Origin of the sequence: Natronorubrum sediminis (genome assembly GCF_900108095.1) — an archaeon.
GTDB classification, from domain to species: Archaea; Halobacteriota; Halobacteria; order Halobacteriales; family Natrialbaceae; genus Natronorubrum; species Natronorubrum sediminis.
Window position 1 is genome coordinate 778345 of the sequence record NZ_FNWL01000002.1, and the last position, 22452, is coordinate 800796.

20 protein-coding genes are annotated in these 22452 nt (G+C 60.5%); 8 read left to right on the top strand and 12 right to left on the bottom strand.

Going from position 1 to position 22452, the window contains the following annotated elements; all coding sequences use genetic code 11:
• Positions 1-3: 3 nt before the first annotated feature.
• Both BLW62_RS11120 and BLW62_RS11125 read right to left on the bottom strand, forming a co-directional pair.
• Complete coding sequence (locus BLW62_RS11120) at positions 4-1245, bottom strand: beta-propeller fold lactonase family protein (RefSeq protein ID WP_090507105.1); 1242 nt, start codon at positions 1243-1245, stop codon at positions 4-6.
• Between the two features lie 124 nt (positions 1246-1369).
• On the bottom strand, positions 1370-1888 hold the full coding sequence (locus BLW62_RS11125) for a winged helix-turn-helix transcriptional regulator (RefSeq protein WP_090507583.1): 519 nt from the start codon (positions 1886-1888) through the stop codon (positions 1370-1372).
• A 213-nt stretch (positions 1889-2101) separates the two neighbouring features.
• Between BLW62_RS11125 and BLW62_RS11130 the strand changes: the two genes are divergently transcribed.
• A complete protein-coding gene (locus tag BLW62_RS11130) occupies positions 2102-2512 on the top strand; it encodes a DUF7471 family protein (protein ID WP_245726715.1) in 411 nt (136 codons plus the stop codon).
• Between the two features lie 60 nt (positions 2513-2572).
• Here BLW62_RS11130 and ribB read toward each other — a convergent pair whose 3' ends face one another.
• Together ribB and BLW62_RS11140 are read right to left on the bottom strand one after the other, a co-directional pair.
• Positions 2573-3286, bottom strand: a complete 714-nt coding sequence (ribB, locus tag BLW62_RS11135; RefSeq protein ID WP_090507106.1) for a 3,4-dihydroxy-2-butanone-4-phosphate synthase — start codon at positions 3284-3286, stop codon at positions 2573-2575.
• Positions 3283-3990: a DUF120 domain-containing protein gene (locus tag BLW62_RS11140; RefSeq protein ID WP_090507107.1), complete on the bottom strand. Its 708-nt coding sequence runs from the start codon at positions 3988-3990 to the stop codon at positions 3283-3285. Before BLW62_RS11140 ends, ribB begins: the two co-directional genes overlap by 4 nt.
• 60 nt (positions 3991-4050) lie before the next feature.
• Here BLW62_RS11140 and BLW62_RS19110 point away from each other — a divergent pair, with 60 nt between their 5' ends.
• The gene (locus BLW62_RS19110; RefSeq protein WP_281246646.1) at positions 4051-4176 is read left to right on the top strand and encodes a hypothetical protein; all 126 of its coding nucleotides are present in this window, start codon (positions 4051-4053) and stop codon (positions 4174-4176) included.
• Positions 4177-4224: 48 nt separating this feature from the next.
• On the opposite strand, the gene twy1 is transcribed toward BLW62_RS19110, so the two are convergent.
• The 5 genes from twy1 to glpK all read right to left on the bottom strand — a co-directional run bounded on the left by twy1 (position 4225) and on the right by glpK (position 9155).
• Complete coding sequence (gene twy1, locus BLW62_RS11145) at positions 4225-5250, bottom strand: 4-demethylwyosine synthase TYW1 (protein WP_090507108.1); 1026 nt, start codon at positions 5248-5250, stop codon at positions 4225-4227.
• Positions 5251-5342: 92 nt separating this feature from the next.
• Positions 5343-5633 (bottom strand): hypothetical protein, encoded by a 291-nt coding sequence (locus BLW62_RS11150; RefSeq protein ID WP_090507109.1) that lies wholly within the window; start codon positions 5631-5633, stop codon positions 5343-5345.
• Between the two features lie 44 nt (positions 5634-5677).
• Positions 5678-6361: an HAD-IIB family hydrolase gene (locus BLW62_RS11155; protein ID WP_090507110.1), complete on the bottom strand. Its 684-nt coding sequence runs from the start codon at positions 6359-6361 to the stop codon at positions 5678-5680.
• 101 nt (positions 6362-6462) lie between these two features.
• Complete coding sequence (locus BLW62_RS11160; protein WP_090507111.1) at positions 6463-7614, bottom strand: DUF7973 family transport facilitator; 1152 nt, start codon at positions 7612-7614, stop codon at positions 6463-6465.
• Positions 7611-9155: a glycerol kinase GlpK gene (gene glpK, locus BLW62_RS11165; protein WP_090507112.1), complete on the bottom strand. Its 1545-nt coding sequence runs from the start codon at positions 9153-9155 to the stop codon at positions 7611-7613. The genes BLW62_RS11160 and glpK overlap by 4 nt, the downstream gene beginning before the upstream one ends.
• A gap of 308 nt (positions 9156-9463) precedes the next feature.
• On the opposite strand from glpK, the gene glpA reads away from it, so the two are divergent.
• The 4 genes from glpA (at position 9464) to BLW62_RS11185 (ending at position 15056) form a co-directional block, all read left to right on the top strand.
• Positions 9464-11134, top strand: a complete 1671-nt coding sequence (glpA, locus tag BLW62_RS11170) for an anaerobic glycerol-3-phosphate dehydrogenase subunit GlpA (protein WP_090507113.1) — start codon at positions 9464-9466, stop codon at positions 11132-11134.
• Positions 11135-12448 (top strand): glycerol-3-phosphate dehydrogenase subunit GlpB, encoded by a 1314-nt coding sequence (gene glpB / locus BLW62_RS11175; RefSeq protein WP_090507114.1) that lies wholly within the window; start codon positions 11135-11137, stop codon positions 12446-12448.
• 109 nt (positions 12449-12557) lie between these two features.
• Positions 12558-13904 (top strand): anaerobic glycerol-3-phosphate dehydrogenase subunit C, encoded by a 1347-nt coding sequence (locus BLW62_RS11180; RefSeq protein WP_090507115.1) that lies wholly within the window; start codon positions 12558-12560, stop codon positions 13902-13904.
• Positions 13905-13907: 3 nt separating this feature from the next.
• Complete coding sequence (locus tag BLW62_RS11185) at positions 13908-15056, top strand: Cdc6/Cdc18 family protein (RefSeq protein WP_090507116.1); 1149 nt, start codon at positions 13908-13910, stop codon at positions 15054-15056.
• A 101-nt stretch (positions 15057-15157) separates the two neighbouring features.
• Here BLW62_RS11185 and BLW62_RS11190 read toward each other — a convergent pair whose 3' ends face one another.
• A complete protein-coding gene (locus tag BLW62_RS11190) occupies positions 15158-16084 on the bottom strand; it encodes a DUF368 domain-containing protein (RefSeq protein WP_090507117.1) in 927 nt (308 codons plus the stop codon).
• 151 nt (positions 16085-16235) lie between these two features.
• Positions 16236-19226 (bottom strand): oligosaccharyl transferase, archaeosortase A system-associated, encoded by a 2991-nt coding sequence (locus BLW62_RS11195; RefSeq protein ID WP_090507118.1) that lies wholly within the window; start codon positions 19224-19226, stop codon positions 16236-16238.
• A gap of 197 nt (positions 19227-19423) precedes the next feature.
• On the opposite strand from BLW62_RS11195, the gene aglG reads away from it, so the two are divergent.
• Complete coding sequence (aglG, locus tag BLW62_RS11200; protein ID WP_090507119.1) at positions 19424-20341, top strand: glucosyl-dolichyl phosphate glucuronosyltransferase; 918 nt, start codon at positions 19424-19426, stop codon at positions 20339-20341.
• A 37-nt stretch (positions 20342-20378) separates the two neighbouring features.
• Here the strand turns inward: aglG and BLW62_RS11205 are convergent, their stop codons facing one another.
• Complete coding sequence (locus BLW62_RS11205; RefSeq protein ID WP_090507120.1) at positions 20379-21125, bottom strand: class I SAM-dependent methyltransferase; 747 nt, start codon at positions 21123-21125, stop codon at positions 20379-20381.
• A gap of 206 nt (positions 21126-21331) precedes the next feature.
• On the opposite strand from BLW62_RS11205, the gene BLW62_RS11210 reads away from it, so the two are divergent.
• Complete coding sequence (locus BLW62_RS11210) at positions 21332-22345, top strand: glycosyltransferase family 4 protein (RefSeq protein WP_090507121.1); 1014 nt, start codon at positions 21332-21334, stop codon at positions 22343-22345.
• Positions 22346-22452: the final 107 nt, after the last annotated feature.

The following is a 22452-nucleotide window of genomic DNA, read 5'->3' on the forward strand; positions in this document are numbered from 1 at the left end:
CGGCTACCGGATCTGTCCAGTGTAGCCGACGCCCGAGTCGCCGACGTACTGTATCGTATCGACGCCGTCTTCGACATCGACCTCCGCGACCTCCTGTTCGGCCATGTCGACGACGGCGACGAAGCCGTCCGCCGGCGCGGGCGTGAAGAAGTACTCGTCGCCAGCGACGCCGGATCGGTGGAGGTGATCGGCGTCCTCCGGTCGCTCGATTTCGCCGATCTCTACGTGATCGACGACCTCGAACTCCTCGACGTCGATGACGGCCGACTCGTCGTTCATCGTGTTCGCCGTAAAGGCGTAGAGTCCGTCGTCACCGTCGTAGTAGCGCAACGCGTCGGGGCCGCCCTCGACGGAGACCGAACCGACCTCCTCACTGTCCTCGCTCGTCGCGTCGAGGAACCGAATATCGTCGCCGTCGAGGACGCCCATCAGTTCCTCGTCGGGCGTGAGGTACATGCCGCCCGCTAACTCGAGTTCGTCGACGACGTCGTTGTCGTCGGTGTCGACGACGACCGTCTGGTCGCCGTACTCGAAGTAGGCCAGTCCCGTCTGCGGGCTGTAGGCCTTGTAGTGAGTTCCTTCGTCGGCGTCGTCGAACTCGATGAAGTCGCTTCGCTCGTACTCGTCCAGATCGATCACCGGCGCACCCGGATCGTTGACGTTCGTGGCGTACCCCATCGAGCCGAAGTCCTCGTGGTAGAGTAACTTGCCGTGGCCTTCGTCGTCCATCCCGGACTGGACGGTCTCGATAACTTGGTGATCGTTCGTATCGATCACGTAAAACGCGCCTTCGTCGTCCGAGTGGGCCCACATCTCGTCATCGTTTGGGTGATACATGTGCGTCGCGTCGGGGCCGATGTCGACTTCCGCGACGATTTCTCGAGCCTCGGTGTCGATTACCAGCACCTGATCGAGTGACTCCTCGATAACGTAAATCTCCGAGAGATCGGTCGTAATCTTCGCGTCGCCCCAGCTATTGTCGTCGATATCGTCCGTGATTTCGTCGACCACGTCGCCGTCCGCAGGATCGATGATCGCGACCTCGGTCGGTCCGAACGCGAACGCGAGTCCCTCGCTTTCCTCGCCGCCAGACTCCCCGTTGTCGTCGTGATCGTGTCCGTCGTCACCGCCTGAGTCGTCGTCTTCACCGTCGTCATCGTCACCACTCGTACAGCCTGCAATACCGACGATGAGACCGGTACTTGCCAATTGAACGTATCGTCGTCGATCCATCTGTCGAGCCATGGGCGACCCTTTGTAGACAGCCACATTTGTGCTTCTGGTGCAGTAGCCGAAATTATGGTTCGATCGTCGAATCGACTATCGCTACTGTCGCCGAGCAAACGTAGATGATCTAAAACAGGCCTTCTTACGACGGGGTCTCGAGCAAGCTATCGACGAGTCGCGTGAACCGATCGACCAGTCGGTCGGGAACCGTCGGCGTCACTTCGGAGAGCAACGGTGCGGTTTGCTCCCGATTCGAGAGTGTGAGCGAGACCCGATTTCGCGAATCGTAGCGCTTCTCGACGACATCCTGCTCGAGTAAGTGATCGAGGTGGTACTCGAGCGTGCTGCGAGCGATGTCGAGGTCCTCGGCGACGGCTTCCGGACGTGACGGCTCGTGTTCGATGAGGTAGACGACGACTGCTCGCGTCGTCTCGCGGCGAAACAGTGCGAGGGTCGCGCGCTCCCACTCGTCGTACTGTGGCGGGTAGTAGTGTGTCTGGCCGTACCACTCCTCTCGGACGAGGTCGCCCGCGTCGGTGAGTCGTCGAATGTGATACTGCACTTGCCCCGGTGCGAATCCGGACTGTCTGACGAGTTCGTTGAAGTGAATGCCGGCGTGTTCGTGTACGTGTGTGCTAATCTGTCGACGAGTGGAGTTCATTGAAATCGAGAGTTGTGTCCGTTTCCAATCCTGTTTCAGGGAGTCGATCGTATCACCAGCTAGCACAGCAACGGTGATAACGCCTTTTGATCGTTCCCGACAAGTAAGAACAACGGACGTACCTTCCTGGTGGTTGCTCGAGCCCTCACTCGTCGAGTCACAGAGTCGACCGAAGAGCATAGATACCCACCGACGCGATGTAAAATTGTGTAGATGAACCACTCGAGCCCGTTCGATATCGCGTGGTTGGATCCACAGCTGGCTCCAGTGTTACTCGCCGTGATCGTCCTCGCCGTCATCGGGACGACGATCCTCTTTTGTGTCGGCGTCGTCGCCTACTCTCGACGCCGATCGACGCGATACCTCCTCATTACGGTCGTGTTGGGGCTGCTCGTCGGTCGATCACTCATCGGGCTGGGGACCGTCTTCGGCCTGTTACCGATGACACTGCATCACCTCGTCGAGCACAGCGTTGACTTTACAATCGCCGTACTCATCCTCTATGCCGTCTATCGAAGCGGCCCCGTTGGGTACACCGAGAGTCAAATTACGTCCGACGGCGGACGCGACCTCGAGAATAGCTCCGAGGACAGAGGAAATTCCGGGAACGGCTCCGACGACTGATAGTAATAACCAGTATTCGAGTAGCGAGTAGTGACGACCAGAAATCGGCGAAAACCAGTTCTATGCTAATCGGTCGAGAACGTCACGACCCTCGAGATAGGTGAACCCGTGGCGCTCGGCGTACGCTCGAGCGTCGGCCGGGGTTCGCGCCTCGCCGGTTTCGTCGTCGAGCATCTCACAGACAACGACGGCGGACGAGAGGCCGGCAGCGTCGGCGAGTGCGACGCCCAGTTCGGTGTGGCCCGCTCGCTGCTCGAGGAGGTCGGGTGCGGCTTTGAGCAGGTGGACGTGGCCGGGGACCCGAAACGTCTCGGCGAAGTCGGTCGCCGTCGGTGCCGCCGCCGCCTCGCCGAGTGAGCGGATCGTCAGCGACCGATCGGCGTCCGTAATGCCGGTGAAGGTGTCTCGGTGGTTGACCGTCAGCGAGAACGACGAGCGCTCGTCGTAGCCGAGTTCGTGGTCGCCAGCGGCCGGGTGATCGATCGCGTCGGTGTAAAACGGCAGGTCGAACGCGTCCGCCGTCTCGTGGCCGAGCGCGACGCAGACGAGGCCGCCAGCGTCGTTTCGCATCCGAGCCACCGCCTCCGGCGTCACGCTATCGGCGTGGTAGATCAGGTCCGTCTCGCCCTCGCGGTCGGCTGCGTCGTGTACGAGCACCGGCTCACCGGCACGAAGGGACTCGAGCGCGTCGTCGACGGTCCCCGTCGTCACCGCCGGGTTCGTCTCACCGTCTGCACCCGCATTCGAGCGAGGCCCGGCGTGGTGGCCAGTCATCGTCGATCACCCACGTAGACGGTGACGTGATCGTCGTCCTCGAGACCGAGTTCCTCGCGGAGTTTCTCCGGGGCAATCACCTCGAGTTGGTCCTCGTCGTGGTGCGTTCGTTCCGGGGCGATGATGTGGGCGTCCTCGTAGCGCTCGCCCGTCGCCGTCTCGATGGTCGCACGATGGCAGACGGCAGGCCCGTACGTCCGTTCGTCGTCCTCCCAGCCGTCGATCGGAACCGGCTCGAGCGAGGTGATTGCACTGCGTCGGCGGACGCTGTCCTCGCGAAGGTCGACGTTCAGCGTGCCGGGGAAGGGCTCGTAGCCGAGTCGGTCCTCGAATTGGCGCATGTAGCCCGACAGCGAGATGTAGTGGCGGCCCTCGCCCATGCCGCTGGTGACGGTGCCGTCGAGTTCGATCTCGGAGTCCGTCTCGAAGATGCGACGGTAATCCTCGTACTCGCCGTGGAGCGTCTGTTCACCGTCGTCGGTGATTGCCACCCACTGGCCGTCACTGACCGTATCGCGCTCGAGTAATCCCTCGCTCTCGAGGCGCTGGAGGCGTCGCGAGGCGGTCTGATTCGAGGCGTCTAATCGATCTGCGAGGTGAGAACAGGAGATCTTGACGTCGCCTTCGAGACCCCCCTCGAGGGCGAGCAGTTTGAGCACGGCGAGTTCGTCGTGCCCGACGGCAGCCGCGGCGGTAATTGACATACCACTTGGTTTGAGACACGACCCTAAAAGCATACCGAATGTGGCATGCGTAACAGAATTGTGAAGGTAAGTGACGTCGAGACGCCGCGTCAGTACTTCATCGTCGTGGATGCGGGTGAAAAAGCCATCGGTCGTGGCGGTGTCAGAGAGCCAAACGGCGTTTCCGAAAGTGGCGGGGCGGATTGAACCGATCCACAACTCGACCGAGATGGACAGATTCGCAACTCGAGCGGTTCAGTCGCCGACGACCGGATCTCGCTCCCAGAACTCACTTCCCTTCTTCAGTTTTGGCACCCAGGTGTCTTTTTGTTTCGCGAGCAAGGCGACGCGAGACTCCGGAACGCCGCGACACTCGGTGAACTCGGGCATGTAGGATTTGACGTCCTCGGCGAACTCGAGGACCTCCTCGTGGTCGGGCATCGCCGACCGGTCGAGACGCCCCTGGGAGTGGCCGACGTGCATGTAGGCCTTGAGTTCGATAAAGTCCGGATCAGCCTGCTGGTAGAAGCCAGCGTACCAGTCCGGGTGGTGCATGTTCTCGCCTTTGACGAGCGTCGTCCGGAGGACGGTTCGTGTCTCGTCCTTCTCGGCGAGCACGTTCATCGTCTCGAGTAACTTGTCCCACGCGTCGTCTTCCATCGCGCCGACGACCTCGTCGAAGGTGTGGCGTTCGGGTGCGTCGACGCTGACGTACAGTTGGGTCGGGTCGCACTCCCGGAGCATCTCGGGACGGGTGCCATTCGAGACGAGAAAGGTCGTGATGTCTCGGTCGTGGAACGCGTCGATCAGTTCGGGCAGGTAGGGGTAGAGCGTCGGTTCGCCGTCGAGCGAAATCGCGACGTGGCGTGGCTCCATCGACTGCTCGAAGACTTCACGGGGAACCTCGTCGTTGCCGCCGAAGCCCGAGAGGAGACGCTTTTGCAGGTCGATAGAGGCATCGACGACGGCTTCGGGGTCGTCCCACTCAACGCCGTCCATCTCGTAGGAGTGGCCCTGATGGTCCCGCCAGCAGAAGACGCAGCGCTCGTTACACCGGACGACCGGCGTCATCTGGATGCACCGATGGGACTCGATGCCGTAGTAGATGTACTTGTAACACTTCCCCTCGCCACGAAGGGCATTCGCCGTCCACCCACACGTCTGGGCGGCCGTGTGATTCTCGCTGTGATAGTCCGGGCTCGAGACCTGCATCGCCCCGTCGTCTTCTCCTTCCTTGGCGTCGGTCCCAGAATCGACGCCCGTCTCGGCGGAGTTACTCATGTTGTCCTCGCTTGAACGGGCGCAGTCAAAAGCCGTGTGGTGTCTTCGCTGTGAATCGATGCTCGAGTCGCTCGAAATCAAACGGTTACGCGTCAGTCGTGAGGCAGTTCTCCCGGTTCGGCGGGTTCCTCGTCCTCGGAAACGATTTCGCGTTCGAAGCCGTACAACACCAGCCCCGTGTTCGCGGTCATGATGACGCCCGTCATCGGCGCTGCCGGGACGAAGAGATACAACCAGACGCCGACCGCGAAGGGAGCCGCGACGACGACCGCCCAGAACACCGGCCTCGAGATGTCCACGCGCGAGGCGTCCCAGTAGGCCACGACGAAGAGCGCGACCGTCGTCACGGAGCCAAACACGGTGACGAGGATATCGACGACCATACGTCGTAGTTCGTCGTCCAGAAGAAAAGCGTTCTGAGTACCTCCTAGACGGCCCGGCCCACTCGCTCGAGCACCGCCAAGGTTCCATCCGCGTGACTTGCCTCAAGGACCTCGTCTGCCGCCGCTCGCGCCAGTTCGTCGGCGTTGTTCACGGCGAAGCTCCGATCGACGGCCTCGAACGTCGAGACGTCGTTGACCGAGTCGCCCACCGCGACAGCCGTCTCGAGGTCGATCCCGACGTGTTCGGCGATCGTCTCGAGGCCGTCGCCTTTGTTCGGTTCGGTGGCCTTGACGTGGTAGGCGTAGCCGGTGTCGACGACTTCGAGTCCGTGGCTGGCTGCGATCTCGCGCAGCGGCTCGAGGGGCTGGTCAAGATTGACTGCAACTTCGGTCTCGCGCCAGCGGTTGACCGTATTCTCCTCGCCCCAGCCGGGCGAGTAGCCGGCCGCACGGTAGTCTTCGACGACGGCCTGTGCAGCCTCCCGGTCGGCGGTGAAGAAGACGTCGTCGCCGGTGTAGACGACGCCGCCGTTTTCGGCCACAACGAGTTCGGGAATGCCGGCGAAGTGACAGAGCGCGACGGGGTAGGGGAAGGCCTTCCCGGTGGCGATGACGACGGGTGCCTCCCAGTCTCGGATCGGGTCGAAGATGCGCGGATCGATTCCCCAGCCCTCGGGACGGGTCAGCGTGCCGTCGATATCGAGCACGAGCGGCGGATCGGTTGTCATACTTGCTTGTGGGCGTGGGGTAGCCTAAAGCGGACGGGTCCCGGCACGAGACTCGAGTAAGCAATATCTACCGAAAGCGAGAAGAAGTCAGGAGCTTGCGATCAGAACCACGGAACCCAAACCGTGTGCGGGAAGACTCCTACGACGTACAGCAACGCGACTAGGAACGTTCCGAACACGATCGCTGCGGCGGGCGGGTCCACGTGCGTGTCGCCGTGGGCGTAGAAGATCCGCTGGAACAGTTCGGCGAATACGGCACAGATCACGCCGAAGACGAGACCGATGACGAGCGCGACTTCCGCGGACTGGGCAGCCAATATCGCACCTTCCTGGTAACTAACGAGGTCCGTGTCGTAGAAGTCGCTACCACCGAAGTCGTAGACTGCCATTGCGGCGGTGCCAGCGGGCAGCGTGATGTGGTGAGTAACGGGAACCTTCTCGATACCGAGGTTGAGGAACAACAGCGACGCGGCGCTGATCCCGAATCCGAGGAACGCACTCTCCGTCATGATCGCAATCCACGCACCGAGGATGCCGACGAAGAGCCCGAGCGTGGCAACGTGACCCCACTTGTACTGGTGGGGAAGCCACGGTTCGACGGTGAACCGACCAGCGCTCGCCTCATCGACTCCGTCTTTTTTGTCGGGCGTGATGGCGTCGCCACCTTCGGGTGTCTCGTCCGTCGCGGCGTTCGAGTCGACGACTTTCGATCCGCCGTCCGCAGACGTGCGGCGTTCCCCGCGTTCGAAGGGGCTCATGTCGAGGATACCGCTTCCTCGAACCTTCCCGATGATGCTGTATCCCAGGATGAGTCGGTGGAAAATCGCCGAGAGGACGACCCCCATCGCGATAGGATCGTAGGGCATTCCAAGCCCCTCCGACGCGACGGTCAACCAGTAGCCGAGGACGCCGAAGAGCGCACCGACGACGAGCACGTCGGGTTTCGTTCCGAGCGCTTGCGCGATGTTTTTCGCCTGATGATAGTCGTCTTCGAAGCCGTCCATATACCCTTTCTTCGCGGCGTAGGCCGTCGCGGCCACACCACCGGCGAAGCTCACTGCGGGGGAAAAGGCCGGGCCGAACGCGATCTCGTTCGTAATCGCGCCGCCCCCGCCGGCGATCGCGGACGCCTCGCCGGCGATCACCATGAAGCCGGTGAAGACGAATGCGGGAAGCGGACCGATTGCCGCGCCGAACGCGCCGCCGGCGAGTGCAGCGATGATGTACGCGAGGTCGGTGAGCGCCTCGATCATTCTGCGTCACCGTCGTTAGCCCACCCGAGCGATCGGTCGACGGCGTCCTGCCAGCGCCCGTAGCGCGCGTCCGCCGTGTCGCTATCCATCTCGGGGTCGAACTCGCGGTCGACCTGCCAGTTGTTCCGCAGGCTGTCGACGTCGTCCCAGTAGTTCACCGCGAGCCCGGCCGCGTATGCCGAGCCGAGCGCCGTCGTCTCGTCGACGACCGGCCTGACGATCTCCGAGCCGATGATGTCCGACTGAAGCTGACAGAGGTAGTTGTTCTTGACCGCGCCGCCGTCGACTTTCAGCGAACGCATCTCGATGCCCGAATCGGCAACCATCGCCTCCGCCACGTCTCGTGTCTGGTAGGCGATCGACTCGAGCGTCGCGCGAACGATGTGTTCTTTCTTCGTGCCGCGGGTCATCCCGACGATGGTCCCGCGGGCGCGTTGATCCCAGTGGGGAGCTCCGAGGCCCGTAAAGGCGGGCACGACGTAGACGCCGTCCGTCGAATCGACGCTTCGGGCCAGTTCGGCCGTCTGCGCCGGGTTGTCGATAAGCGAAACGTCCTCGAGCCACTCGACTGCCGCGCCGGTGATGAATATCGATCCCTCGAGGGCGTACTGGGCGGGTTCACCGGAGCGCTGGAAACCGATCGTCGTCAACAGACCGTGGTCGCTCTCGACGGCTTCGTTGCCGGTGTTCATCAGGAAGAACGAGCCCGTGCCGTAGGTGTTCTTGGCGTCGCCGGCGTCGAAACAGGTCTGACCGAACAGGGCCGCCTGCTGATCGCCGAGTGCGCCCGCGACGGGAATTTCGGCCTCGAGGAACCCTTCGGGGTGCGTCGAGCCGTACGTATCGTCGTCGCTCGAGGGCCGAACCTCGGGGAGCATCTCGCGGGGAATGTCGAACTCCGAGAGGAGGTCGTCGTCCCACTCGAGGTCGTGGATGTTGTAGAGCATCGTCCGCGAGGCGTTCGTGACCTCGGTGATGTGGTTGCCCGTGAGGTTGTAGATCAGCCACGAGTCGATCGTGCCGAAGAGCACGTCGCCGCGTTCCGCGCGGTCGCGGATGTCGTCCGGACGCGAGCGTTCCATCTTGATCGGGTCGGCGTTCTCGAGCAACCACTCGGCTTTCGTCGCCGAGAAGTAGGCGTCGGCCTCGAGCCCGGTCTTCTCGCGGATCGTCTCGACCATCCCGTCTTCCTCGAGTGCTTCGACGCGTTCTGTGGTTCGCCGATCTTGCCAGACGATGGCGTTGTGAACGGGCTTGCCCGAATCGGCGTTCCACAGCAGCGTCGTCTCGCGCTGATTCGTGACGCCGATCGCCTCGAGTTGCTCGGGACTGATGCCGGCCTGCCCGAGCGCCTGCGTGATGACGGCTTTCGTATTCTCCCAGATCTCCATCGGGTCGTGTTCGACCCAGCCCGGTTCGGGATAGATCTGTTCGTGCGTTTCGTATGCATTCGCGACAACCTGCCCGCTGTGATCGAACACGATAAAGCGCGTGCCGGTCGTCCCCTGGTCTACCGCTCCGACGTATGTGGTTTCTGTCACTGGTATTCACCCCTTCGGTGTCGCCACGCGATGATTTTACTGCTGGTCGCGTGATACTGGTAAACAATATCGACGTTCATTATAAAAGTTGCTGACCATTACGACTGCGAGAAATCGAGACCTGCTCGAGAGGGCTCCAAAATAGCGTATTCTCCGTTCCAACGAACAGTCGCGAAGTCCAATACGTGTCGGCGTTGCCCCGATTCGAGTACTTTCGACGGTCGAATCCCGTCCCCGGCTGTATGTTATGGCTGTTCGAGGAGCGTCGATAAAATAATGAATCGGGGTACCTAGAGTCGAACGAAGGGATGGCAGACGACACCGAGGTCCTCGTGCTCGGCGGTGGCTCGACTGGCTGTGGTATCGCCCGAGATCTGGCGATGCGCGGCCTCGAGGTCACCCTCCTCGAGCGCGGGACCCTGACAGACGGGACGACTGGCCGCATGCACGGCCTCTTACACAGCGGCGGGCGATACGCCGTCTCCGATCAGGCCAGTGCGACCGAGTGTATCGAGGAGAACGAAATTTTGCGAGACGTTGCGAGCCACTGCGTCGAGGAAACCAGTGGCTTGTTCGTCCAACGACCCGAGGATCCCGACGAGTACTTTCAGGAGAAACTCGAGGGCTGTCGCGACTGTGGAATCCCCGCGCGGGTGCTCTCGGGGCGCGAGGCCCGCGAGGTCGAACCCTACCTCGCGGACGACATCTCGCGCGCGATTGAGGTTCCCGACGGCGCGGTCGATCCGTTCCGCCTCTGCGTCGCGAACGCACTCGACGCGCAAAATCACGGCGCGCGCATCGAGACTCACGCCGAGGTGATCGACCTGCTGCGTGAGGGCGACGACATCTACGGCGTTACAGTTCGCCACGAGTCAGGGCCCGGGAAGCGAACGCACAATAGCGCCGGAGCGACCGAGGAGATCACCGCCGAGTACGTCGTCAACGCGACGGGCGCGTGGGCGGGCCAGATCGGAGCGATGGCCGACCTCGACGTCGCGGTTCGGCCCTCGAAGGGCGTCATGACCATCATGAACGTCCGGCAAGTCGACACCGTCATCAACCGCTGTCGGCCGAAAGGCGACGCCGACATAATCGTTCCCCACGAGACGACGGCGATTCTCGGCACGACGGACGAGGAAGTCTCGGACCCGGACGACTACCCCGAAGAACAGTGGGAGGTCGACCAGATGATCGACACCCTCTCGGAACTCGTCCCGATTCTCGAGGAGGCCCGGACGATCCGTTCGTTCTGGGGCGTTCGTCCGCTGTACGAACCGCCGGGAACGGGAACGACGGACCCAACGGACATCACGCGAGACTTCTTCCTGCTCGATCACGCCGAGCGCGACGGCGTTTCGGGCATGTCGAGCATCGTCGGCGGCAAATTCACGACCTACCGGGCGATGGCCGAGGAAATCTCGAACCACGTCTGTGCGAAACTGGGCGTCAGCGCGTCGTGTGCGACCGCCGAGGAGCCACTCCCCGGGAGCGAGAACATCGAAACGCTCGAGGCCGGGATGGACCAGTTCGGGCTTCGATCACCGGTCGCTCGCCGAAGCACGCAGCGACTCGGCAGTCGGGCACAGGAGGTCCTCGAGACGAACGAGGCGAACCCGGTCATCTGCCAGTGCGAGGGCGTTACGCGGGCCGAGATCTGTGACGCGATCGAGCAGTCGGGTTCGGATCTGAACGCCGTTCGCATTCGCACGCGCGCCTCGATGGGGAACTGTCAGGGCGGCTTTTGCTGTCAGAACATGGCGAACGAACTCCACCCCACCTACGACGAGGCGACGGTACGGGCCGCACTCGACGAACTCTTTCAGGAGCGCTGGAAGGGCGAGCGCCACGCCCTCTGGGGTGAACAGCTCTCCCAGGCCATGCTCAACTACGCCCTCCACGCGACGACGATGAACCGAGACCGGGATCCCGCCGACGCATCGATTGGGGTCGACTACGCCCGATTCGACGGAGGTGCCTAGATGGCCATCGAAGACGACGTCCTCGTAATCGGCGGCGGCCTCGCAGGCACGACGGCTGCGCTTGCGGCCGCGGCGTCTGCGAAGGACGCTCGAGTCCGCCTCGTCACGTACAAACAGAGCACGCTGCGACACGCGAGCGGCCTGATCGATATTTTGGGCTACGCGCCGGGTGACGACGCGAACGCGCCGCTCGTCGACCCCTTCGACGCACTCGAGGACCTGCCCGAGGGCCATCCCTACGAACGCGTGGGGAGTCAGGCCGTCCGCGACGCGCTCGCCTTTTTCGACGAAATCGCGGGCGACGCCTACGCGGGTGGACACACTGACGCCAACGCGCTCGTCCCGACCCACGGTGGGACGGTCAAACCGACCGCTCGCTATCCAGTCTCGACGGCCGAGGGGCTGGCGAGCGACCCTCGAGAGACCCTCCTCGTCGGCTTCGAGACGCTCCCGGACTTCGACGCCCCACTCGCCGCGAGCCACCTCGAGGCCGCGGGTGCTCCCTTCGAGGCGCGCGGGGTGACGCTCTCGTTCCCCGGCATCGTCCGCGACGACGCCAAAGTGACGCGCTACGCGCACCTGCTCGATCACGACGAGACGGTATCGACGGAAAGTGGCGAGACAGGCGCGCGAACGGCGCTCGTTACTGCTGTGGAGGGTCACCTCGAGGACGAACCGCGCGTCGGGTTCCCGGCCGTGCTGGGCGACGAACACGCCGACGAGGTCCGAAACGCACTCTCGGACGAACTCGGCGTCGACGTCTTCGAGGTCCCGATGGGTCCTCCGAGTCTGCCCGGAATGCGACTCGAGGAGCGACTGTACGACGCGCTCGAGGACGCTGGTGTTCGCGTCACCTCGGGCGTACCGGTAGTCGAGTACGAGACGACAGACGGAGACGACGACAGGGGCTGGCGCATCGATCACGTCGTCGTCGACCGCCACGGAGCCGAGATTCCCCACCGAGCCGACCAGTACGTGCTGGCCACCGGCGGACTGGTCGGGAAGGGAATCGAGTCCGACCGCGAGCAGGTGTCGGAGCCAATCTTCGACTGTCACGTTCCACACGCCGAGGACCGCTACGACTGGTTCGTCGACGACGCCTTCGGCGAACAGCCCTTCGCCGCGTTCGGTCTCTCCCCCGACCGGGAGCTTCGCCCGCTCGACCCCAACGGCGAGCCCGAATTCGAGAATCTGCGAGCCGCTGGGTCCGTTCTGGGGGGCTACGACTACGCCGCGGAGAAATCCGGCGCGGGCGTCTCGCTCGCGACGGGCTACGTCGCCGGCACGCGGGCCGGAGAGGAGGCGACACGATGACCGATCAAAAACCCGTATCGCGACGCGATCACAGCCAGACCCGACGCCGACGTGCCGACTCGAGCGACCGTCTCGAACGCGAGCAACCGACTGTGGTGATTTCGATCTCATGAGCAACGCAGAACAACCGAGCGACGAGCAGCCAGGAAACGACGAGTTCGAACCGATTCAGGTCTTTCCGGAGGCCGAAGAGATGGACCTCCGGCCGGGCGCGGACGACTGTTACAAGTGCTCGACGTGTGACACGAACTGTCCGGTCGCGAAGGTCGACGACGAGTTCCCCGGACCGAAGTTCCAGGGGCCAGAGCAGTGGCGACTCAAGCGCCAGGACGACCACGACATCGACGACTCCGTGATGAAGTGTTCGAACTGCATGCGCTGTGATAGCGCTTGCCCCTCCGAAGTGCCCCTCTCACAGATGCACAACACGGCTCGAGGGGAGTACGTCGAGGAGAACATGAGCAAATTCTCTCGGGAGTACGTCCGGAACCGGATGCTCGCGAACTACCGGAGTCTCGCCCCGCTGGCGTCGATGTTCCCCCGCACGGCGAATTTCGTGATGGGGCTTTCGATCACGCAGTGGCTGGGCGAGAAGACTCTCGGCATCACGAGCGAACGGGAGTTACCGGAGTTCGCCACGGAGACGTTCCGCGAGTGGTGGGCAAAGCGAGGGGGGCCACGAGTCGAAAGCGAGGACAAGCGAATCGCGTACTTCCACGGCTGTTACTCGAACTACAACACGCCCGAGGTCGCGAAAGCCCTCGTCCGCGTCTACGAGCACTTTGGCTACGAGATCGTGGTGCCCGAACAGGACTGTTCGGGCACGCCGATGTTCGCAAACGGCATGCTCGAGGACGCCCGTCGCGCGGCCGAGACGAACGTTCGCGAACTCGCCAGTGCCATCGAGGACGGCGCGGACGTGATCGCCTCCTGTAGCTCCTGTTCGATGTCGCTTCGCCAGGAGTATCCCGAACTGTTCGACTTCGATGGAACCGAGGACGTCGCCTCGAACACCTGGGACGCCGTCGAGTACCTCCGCGTTCACGAGGATCTACGGGCCGAACTCGAGGGGACCTCGGTCGGCGATGAGTACGACGATTTCGCCTATCACGCACCGTGTCATTCACGTAACCAGGGACTCGATGGACAGACGATAGCAGTGCTCGACGCGATTGACGGCATCGATGCCCACGACGTCGGCGACTCCTGTTCGGGAATCTCCGGCACGTACGGGTGGAAAGAAGAGAACTACGAGACGTCCATGAAAATCGGCGAGGAGATGTTCGAACACATGGAGGACTCGAACGCCGAAACCGGACTCACCGAGTGCCCGACCTGCTCAATGCAGATGGGCCACGGCACCGGTTACGAGATTAAACACACGCTCGAGGTGCTCGAGGCCGCGCTGGTGGGAACAGACAGTGATGGCCTAGAGCGCAAACGCAAGGGGAAGTAGGAGATGGATCTGGAGGAACGAATCGCTCGACGACGGTCGGCTCGACAGGGACGGGCTGTCGTCGTCGACCACGACCAACTGAGCCCCGTCGTCCACCGACCGGACCCGATCGGGCGCGGCCCCGTGTTAGAACAGCTACTCGACGCACTCGAGGCAGTCTTCGACGGCGAGTTGCCACCTCCAGTCGCCGTCGTCGGCCCGTCAGGATCCGGAACGACAGCGATCGTCACGGCGCTCTTCGGTGCACTCAACGAACGCCTCGGCGAACCCACTCGAGCGATCGGCACGACGACGCGAGCCGCGAGTTCGAAGCCGGTAACGTGGTTTATCCATGTCGACGGCCGGCGCGTCGAGAGCGATTTCGCGTTCTATCGAACGGTCCTCTCCGTCGTCTCGAACAACCACGTCCCCGAGAGCGGCGTCGGAACTGCCGATTTACGGGATCGACTCGCCGAGCGGCTCTCGCGACCGGACCGCAAAGCCATCGTCGCAATCGATCACCACGACGAACCCCAAACCCTCTCCTACGGCCGCGTTCGCGAGTTACTCGAGCCCCTCGCCGACAGCGTCTCGACCGTCGCGGTCGGGCAGGAGCCACCAGACGAATGGACGGACGACCAGCCAATCGTCACCGTCCCAGCGTACCGACAACACGAACTCGTCGACGTGCTAACCGACCGCGTCTCGACCGGCCTCGCGGCGGGCAGCCTCGATCATCAAACGATTCGAGACGTTGCGATATGGGCGGATGGCAACGCACACGACGCGCTCGCGGTCTTGTTCAGCGCCGCCAGCCTCGCGACCGAGGAAGGCAGCGACCGAATCGAACCCGAGCACCTCGAGACGGCTCGAGCCGACGTCCCTGACGAGAGTGTCCACTTGGATCGCGTGCTCACGCTCTCGGAGACGCGCCAGCAAGTGCTCGCCGATTTCGTCACCGTCGACTCCGAAGAGCAGCCGATTCGAGCCGTCGCGACGGAGATCGCCGAGCGTTCGGAGCTGACGAGGGGAACGGTCAAACGATTCATCTACGAACTCGCCGATCAGGGAATTATCGAACGGGTGCCGTTGGAAGCGACGGGAAGCGGCCGTCGTCCCAGTGCCGTCGTTCCACGGTTTCCGACGATTGCGTTCGAAGAACTCACGGAGTAGGGCTCACCGATTAGCCCGAAGTCACCGATTTTCTCTCAGTACTCGAGTGGTCCTCAGTCGTTATTGGCGATTGGCCCTCAGTCGTCGTTAGCGATTGGCCCTCAGTATTCGAGGTCGTCGGTGTACCGATCGACGAACAGGACGGCACCGACGCCGATTGCGGCTGCGACGATGGCGACTGCAGGCGTCCCGAGGGGTGTTTCACCGAGGTTTCCGCCCACTTCTTCGACCGGTAACCGGAGCGCGCCGACCATCAGACTCACCAGAAAGGCCAGCGTCGCGGCTCGATAGCGTTCCAGAGCGTACCCAACGATGTGTGCCATCGTGAACAGACCGATCACCGCTCCGACGCCGAAAATCGAGACGACCGTGCCGGACTCGATTACGGGGGCGAGTGCGTTCCCGGTCGCCAATCCGAGGACGCCGTCGACGAACTCGCTCAAAACGCCCGTCATGTACTCGTACTGGCCGAGAATCAGGAGGAAGAACGCCCCTGAGACGCCCGGCAACACCATCGCACAGATCGCGACCGCACCGGCGACGAACACCATCAACGGCCCGTGAGAGACGTCTCCCGTCGTCACTCCCGTGACGAAAAAGGCGATTGCGATGGCAACGGCCGAGACGAAGATCCGCTCGCGCGTCCAGCGATCGATCTGTCTGTAGAGGACGATCGCCGACGCGGCGATCAGGCCGAAGAAAAAGCCGTACGTCGGCACCGGATACGTCGTCGCCGCGACGTGCATCACTCGAGAGAGGACCACGATCGCCGTCGAAATACCGAGTCCCAGTGCGAGCAAGAACACGACGTCCATCCGCTCGAGTGCCGTCCGAACCTCCGCACGAGCCTCGGGATCGGTTGGATTCAACGCAGGCTGGAACGCTCTCGGGTCGATCGCCGTAATCGCCTGAATCAATCGATCGTAGATGCCGACGATCAACGCGATCGTTGCGCCCGAGACGCCCGGAACGACGTCGGCCGTCCCCATCGAAAACCCCTTGAGATAGATGGCGAGAAGCTCCCGCATTACTCGAGGGTATTTCGGATGCGTGCAAAAGCCTTCTTACTTTTGTAGCAGACTGCATCGTGACAGCCACGACACCGCCGACAGTTCGGTCGCTGCCCGATGAATCAGAACCAGGTACAGAAACCGGCGAGCGGCCAAAACGTGGTAATCCCTACTCGGCGGGATCTTCGCCAGCACCGTCGCCATCGTCCTCGGCGTCAGCCATCTCGTCTTCGAGTTCGTCCTCATCGATCTCGAGTTCGTCTTCCATCTCGTCCTCGTCGATTTGCTCGTCGTCGACCTCGTCATCTTCTTCCGCTGGCTCCTCGAGTTCGGTCTGTTCGAAGTCCTCGAGCGTGACCGTCTCGCCGTGGACGACGGCCTCTTCTGGCACTTCGGTCTGCGTCTCGTAGCCGTCCTCTCCAAATTCGCCGACCGAGACGTTGTAGTCGCCGGTCGCCATCACGTCGCTGTCGGTGTAGCCGTCTTCGACGCCGAGTTCGTTGTCTGTCGCGTACGGCACCGTCAGTTCGAAGGAGCCGTCGTCGTCGACGTCCACTTCTTGCGTGTACGTGAACGTCCGATCGGCGTTCGTCTCGAGGTCGACGTCGACGGTCGCCGTCGCGTTGTCGCCGAGCAGTTCGTCTTCGTCGTCGACTTCGCCGGAGAGGGTCGCACCGTCGACGCGCTCGAACGTTTGGACCGGCACGCCAGCTTGCAGGTCGACCAGTTCGTTCATCGGATCCTGCTGAATCTGAGTGATTTCGGCTTCGGTCATCGGGCCCATCGTCATCGACGGCTGACCCTCACCAGGCGGTGCGAGTTCGCCGTCATCGATGTGGATCACGTCACCGTCCGAGTATCCCATCTCCTCGAGGTCCTGGGCGGCTTCAGCCTGTGGATCGATGACCTGACTGTTGTACACCTCGGCGGTGGTGCCGAGGAGCATCGGCGGCGTCTCCTCGCTCTCGTGGACAGCGCGGTAGTGTTCCATGCCGTCCGCATCGTCGTAGTACAACTGTGCGAGCATCGTCTCGTGGAACGGTGCTTCGTCGAAGTCTTCCTGAAGGTCCTCGACGTTGAGGTGCTCATCGGTGTCGTGATCCGGCGGCGTCATGTAGTAGCCGTAGTCCGGACCAGACCACTGTGAAATGGCGTTGAACTTGCTACTCGCCATCGCGCTGTCGATCATGACGTAGCGCATCTCCTCGTCACCGGCCTCCTCGGCGTAGGTCTCGAGTTCCTCGTCGGTGAGGTCGGTCGGGTTTTCGCCAGCGGCGATCGTATCGAGGACTAACTCACCACGATCCTCAGATTCGGCCGTCAGGAACGCCGACGACGAGTCGGCGTGTTGCTGGAACGGGTTCGAGTGTGGCATCCGTTCACCCTGCGTCGTGATCAGATGTCCGTAGTCCCACCACGACATGACGCCGTAGGAGCCAGCCGGATAGTCGTAGTCACCGTCCTCCGGATACTCGTAGGTCCCCATGTAGTCGAGTTGGTCCGCATTCTCGTCTTCGCCCCAGTTACCCGGTTCGGGGGTATTTTCGGCGAGCCAGTGGTTCGACTCTTCCCAGGTCATCGCCTCGTGGTGTGGCCCCATGTGTTGACCCTGTTGCCAGGCGGTCGCACCGCCGGCCATCGGCGTGAGCAGCGGAACGAACACTAACATCGCGACTAACACGAGCACGATAATCTGGTACGTCTCGACCTGGCGGAGCGAATCGACGCCGCCGCGGATGTCGAGGTCGAAGAATCGAACGACGTCGGCGACGAAGATCGCGTTGACGACGGCAACTGCGAGCACGAGATAGTAGCTAAATCGGACCTGTGTCGCCGTCATGCTGATCAGGAACAGCGACCAGATGATGACGAGCGTGTACTCGGCACGGAACTCACGCCCCAGGAACGGCCGCGCGACGAGGAACGCGAGCCCGGCGAGCATCGTGTAAAACGCCGCACCGAACTCGCCGAAGACGTGGGCGTTGAAGTCGTCCGGCGGCTGGACTTCCGAGACGGTGAGGCCCGTGTCAGATGGATCGAGCGGAAGGAGCCGCCCCGTGAGGTTGCCGACGAACGTATCGTAGAGATCCGGCAGTGCGAGCCACATCACGACGAATGCACCGAGGAGCAATCCGCCGATCGCCGCCGGATAGTAGCGTCGGTCGATATTCCGGTTGTTCCAGACTCGAGCGAGTCCGGCCATGAACAGACAACCGAATGCGACGAGGGCAGCAGCAATCGGCTGCAGGAGGCCGAAACTGGTCGTACTTCCCAGCGAAACTTCCTCGATCATCACGAGCATGAAGAGCGCGGGAATCGCCATGCTGATCGCACCGACGAACGCGAGGTGGTCGGGCGACGTTCCACGAACGTAATCGAGACAGAGCTGAACGGTGAAGAAGACGGCGAAGATACCGACGAGGACGACGCCAGGCGGCCACACCCAGAGATACAAGCTGAGTGCTACACCGGCGAGGGCGCTGTACTTCGCCGGTTCCCGGAGCGCGTCCCAGTCCTTGTCGGCGACGAGTTCGTAAATCGGCTGTTCGCGCTCAGCGACACGGAGCGCGACCATCATCGAGAGGACAGCGAGTGCCATGAACAGCACCTCTGCAACGTGGTGTTGAAGCTGACCGACCGTCGACCGATAGAAGAACGTCCCTGGTGCGAGCGCGAGGACTGCGATCGACACGAGCCCACCGACCGTACCGCCGAGTCGACGACCCATGTAGAAGACCGGAATCGCGACGAGTGCCGCCATCGCCGGCACGGTGAGCAGTGCGACGGAGTAGAGCGTGCTTGAGGACGGATCACCGAGACCGACGATCATCGCGATGGTCACGATAATCTGATCGAACAAAGTCCCGAACTGACCGGCGTAGTTCCCCGTCGGAAACCCTGTCCAGATCTCGTAGGGCATCGTATTCGGGTAGTTTTCGGCCGTCCACTCGACGGTCCGCCAGTGGTACCACGAGTCGACGGCGTTCAACGCTGGCCGACCGTCGTCGGTGATGAAATTCCCGTACGACAGCACTCGTGTCACGAACATAAACAGTATCACAACGCCGATAAGCGGCAGGTGATACCAATCGCGCCACGTCTCGAGGAGGGAGGGCGAGGCCGCAGCACCCTCTTCGACGTGTTCGGTATCCGTACTCATTAGCTTCCACCAGACACAAGTCAAGAATAAGCCTTGTCATATGCCACTCAACTTTTGTTTGGCAGGTCGAACAACCACCTGACGAGAACGTTCTCCAACTCGTTATCGCCTCGCTTCACTATCCGAAGACAGCTAAGAATTACCGTCGCTGGGCGAAGGAAAAGGCTTATTCGCCGCTCACAGTAAACGAGAGCCGAATGAAGGTTTCCGTCGTCGCCTGCACGTACGCGATGGATCGATACGGCGACTTCTCGGAGTGTATCGACAGTCTCCTCTCTCAAACATACGACCAGATCGAGATTATAGTCGTCGTCGACGGAAACCGCGAGGTATTCGATCGGTTTCGATCGGACTTCGGAGACAACGCAGCCGTTTCGGCTTACTGCAACGACGAAAACAGGGGCGTCTCGTACAGTCGCACTCGAGGAGCCGAATTGGCGACGGGGGACGTTGTCGCGTTCATCGACGACGACGCTACGGCAGTGCCGACCTGGATCGAGAAGCTGGTAAAAACATACGAGCAAACCGATGCGATCGCCGCTGGCGGAAAAATGACCGCCGATTGGATCGCCGGAAAGCCAGCGGTCCTCCCCGAAGAGTTCTACTGGCTGATCGGCGTCACGTACCCGGGATTCGCCTCGAGCGGCGACGAAATTCGAAACACGTTCGAATCAAACATCTCCTTTCGCCGTGACGTCTTCGTGAATCTCGGCGGGTTCGACCCCGAACTCGGTCCCGACGCCGACTCCTACAGCCACTCAGAGGGGGCCGAAATCGGCACCCGACTCCAGCGCCGCTACGGGCGCGGCGTCGTCTACAACCCCGACGCTATCGTCGCTCACAAGGTATTCGAACACCGAACGAAACTCCGCTGGCTCCTCGCTCGAGCGTTCGAACAGGGCCGATCGAAACGTCGACTCGAGCGTCGGGAGACGGGTTCGAAGGATTCAGAGACGGCGTATTTACAGCAGTTGCTCGGTGGTTTCGTTCCCCGGCGGCTTCGGTCACTAGCCATGTCCCCATCTTTGGCTGGATTCGTGCAATTCGTCATGTTGTTCGTGTTTACTGGGGCTGTGGGAAGTGGGTACGTGTACGAACTGCTTTTTGGAGAGTAACGAGATAACCGAGAAAATGCAGGACTCGACTCTAGATTTAAGGGTTTTTCTTCGCACCCAATACGATAATTCGGCGGGAAAGACTGGGACGGAAAGACGTGATCCTATCTACTAATTCGACATACCATTTGTTCTGGTAAGGGTATATTCCAGTCACTTCGTCAACACTGAATCCATGATAATCCAATAGTTCCAAGAAAGCATCATGAGTAGGAGAGTGTACGTGATTGAGGAAATCGGTATCTGAATAGAATTCAGAGATTCCAAACGCACGGTTTCGTGAAATTTCGACGTCCCGAGGTTGCTTCCCAAATAATAGGGCGACTCGGTTTACCCAACTTGCCAAGTTTGGAACCGAATGAAGCATATGTCCATCCTGGCTGAGGATTCGATACGATTCCTCGAGGGGGTGGTCGAAGTATCTAAGATGTTCGAAGACACCGAACGAAAGGACAAGATCCACTTCGCCATCTTTGAATGGATATGGGTCCGATTCGAGATCGAGATTGTAAGTTTCAACGCCTCTTTTTTCTGCGACCTTGAGACGTTCTTTATCTACATCAATTCCGTGGACAGAACTACAGTTAAGAATATCAGCGAGCGCCCCACTCAATCCACCGTAGCCGACTCCAAGCTCGAGGATTGTATTAATTTCTCCTCGGTGTTTGGCTAAGGATGATACAAGTGGTGCAACTTGCTCGAGTGACTGACTCGTTGCACTTGCTGTGTAATCTGTAGAAGAAAGGTGGGAGGTGAAGTAATCTATCACGTCCTGATCGTCCATAATGCCACTACGTCATACAGTTTTTAAACACTATTGGTCAGCTTACGGCCACATACGTAGATATGTAGACTATTCACCATATACACATTCGAAGTATATATTTAATCCGGAGAACATACCTGCCACACTTCTTTCCATTTATCTGATATCTGAGAGGGTCATTCTCCTTGGAAAAGGTTAATAAGTGATAAAAAGTCGTTCAGACAATGAGGATACTCTGGCTTCGTCCCTCAAAAGGTGATAATATTAGCGTTCGCCGAGAGCGTATCGCTGAAAAGCTTCGAGAACGCGGATATGATATCGACATATGCGATGCAACTGGATTCGATGCTGTCAGTGCAATCAAGAAGGCTGTAACTAACGACTACGATGTGATCGCTGGAAATGTTCGTGTCGGACTCTATATTGGATATCCTCTTTCTCAAATACTCCGCAAACCATTTTTAGGAGATGTTAGTGACCCTATCTCTGATATCAATTATCTACCCGAACCACTTTTCCGTTTTTTTGAGTGGTACGAGTGGAAAGTCCTCCAACGCGCTGATGCGACTGTGTTCGTTTACGAATCAACCCATCAAAAGGCCCTCAAACGCAATATCAACGATGCAGTCAAACTCCCAAATGCGGTTAATTACGACGCATTTGCAGACCCCGATGAAGAAGTAATCGAGAAAGCTAAAAAAATCCTAACAGAAAATACTGTTGACCCCGAAAAGCCAATAGCAATCTATATCGGGGTTCTCTCACCGAGCTATTTAATAAGGAATATTCTCGATACAGCAGAAGTAACTCCCGACTGGGAATTCGTATTTCTTGGTGAAGGGCCACTGGAAAGCGAGGTGCAACAGCGAACAACAGATATAGAAAACGCACATTTTCCGGGGGCTTTTCCGTATCAATTGATGCCAGGCTTCCTTGACCAGGCCGACGTCGGGTTTTGCTTCAAAGACGCTGAGCAACCGCTCAAGTTGAAAGAATATGGCGCTGCAGGTATTCCTGCAATTGTCCGGCCGGGTGAACTTGAGCGGTGGTACAATGACGAGGAGCTTGCTTTTGTCGAGCCAGACCCAAATTCAATCTCGGCAGAACTCAATAAACTCTCTTCGAATAGTGAAATGAGGGACACATACGGCCGTAATCTTCAGACCATTGCTAAAAAGTATAGTTGGGAAAGAGTGGCTGATGGGTACCATCAATTGTTCAAGAAAATACGTAAGTAATTCAATGCGGATTGTTGGGTAGATCTCCTAGGACATCACCAACGCCAAGAATATATGTCAATCGTGTATTTCTGTGAGTTGAATCAATAGACACCACTTGCTCATTA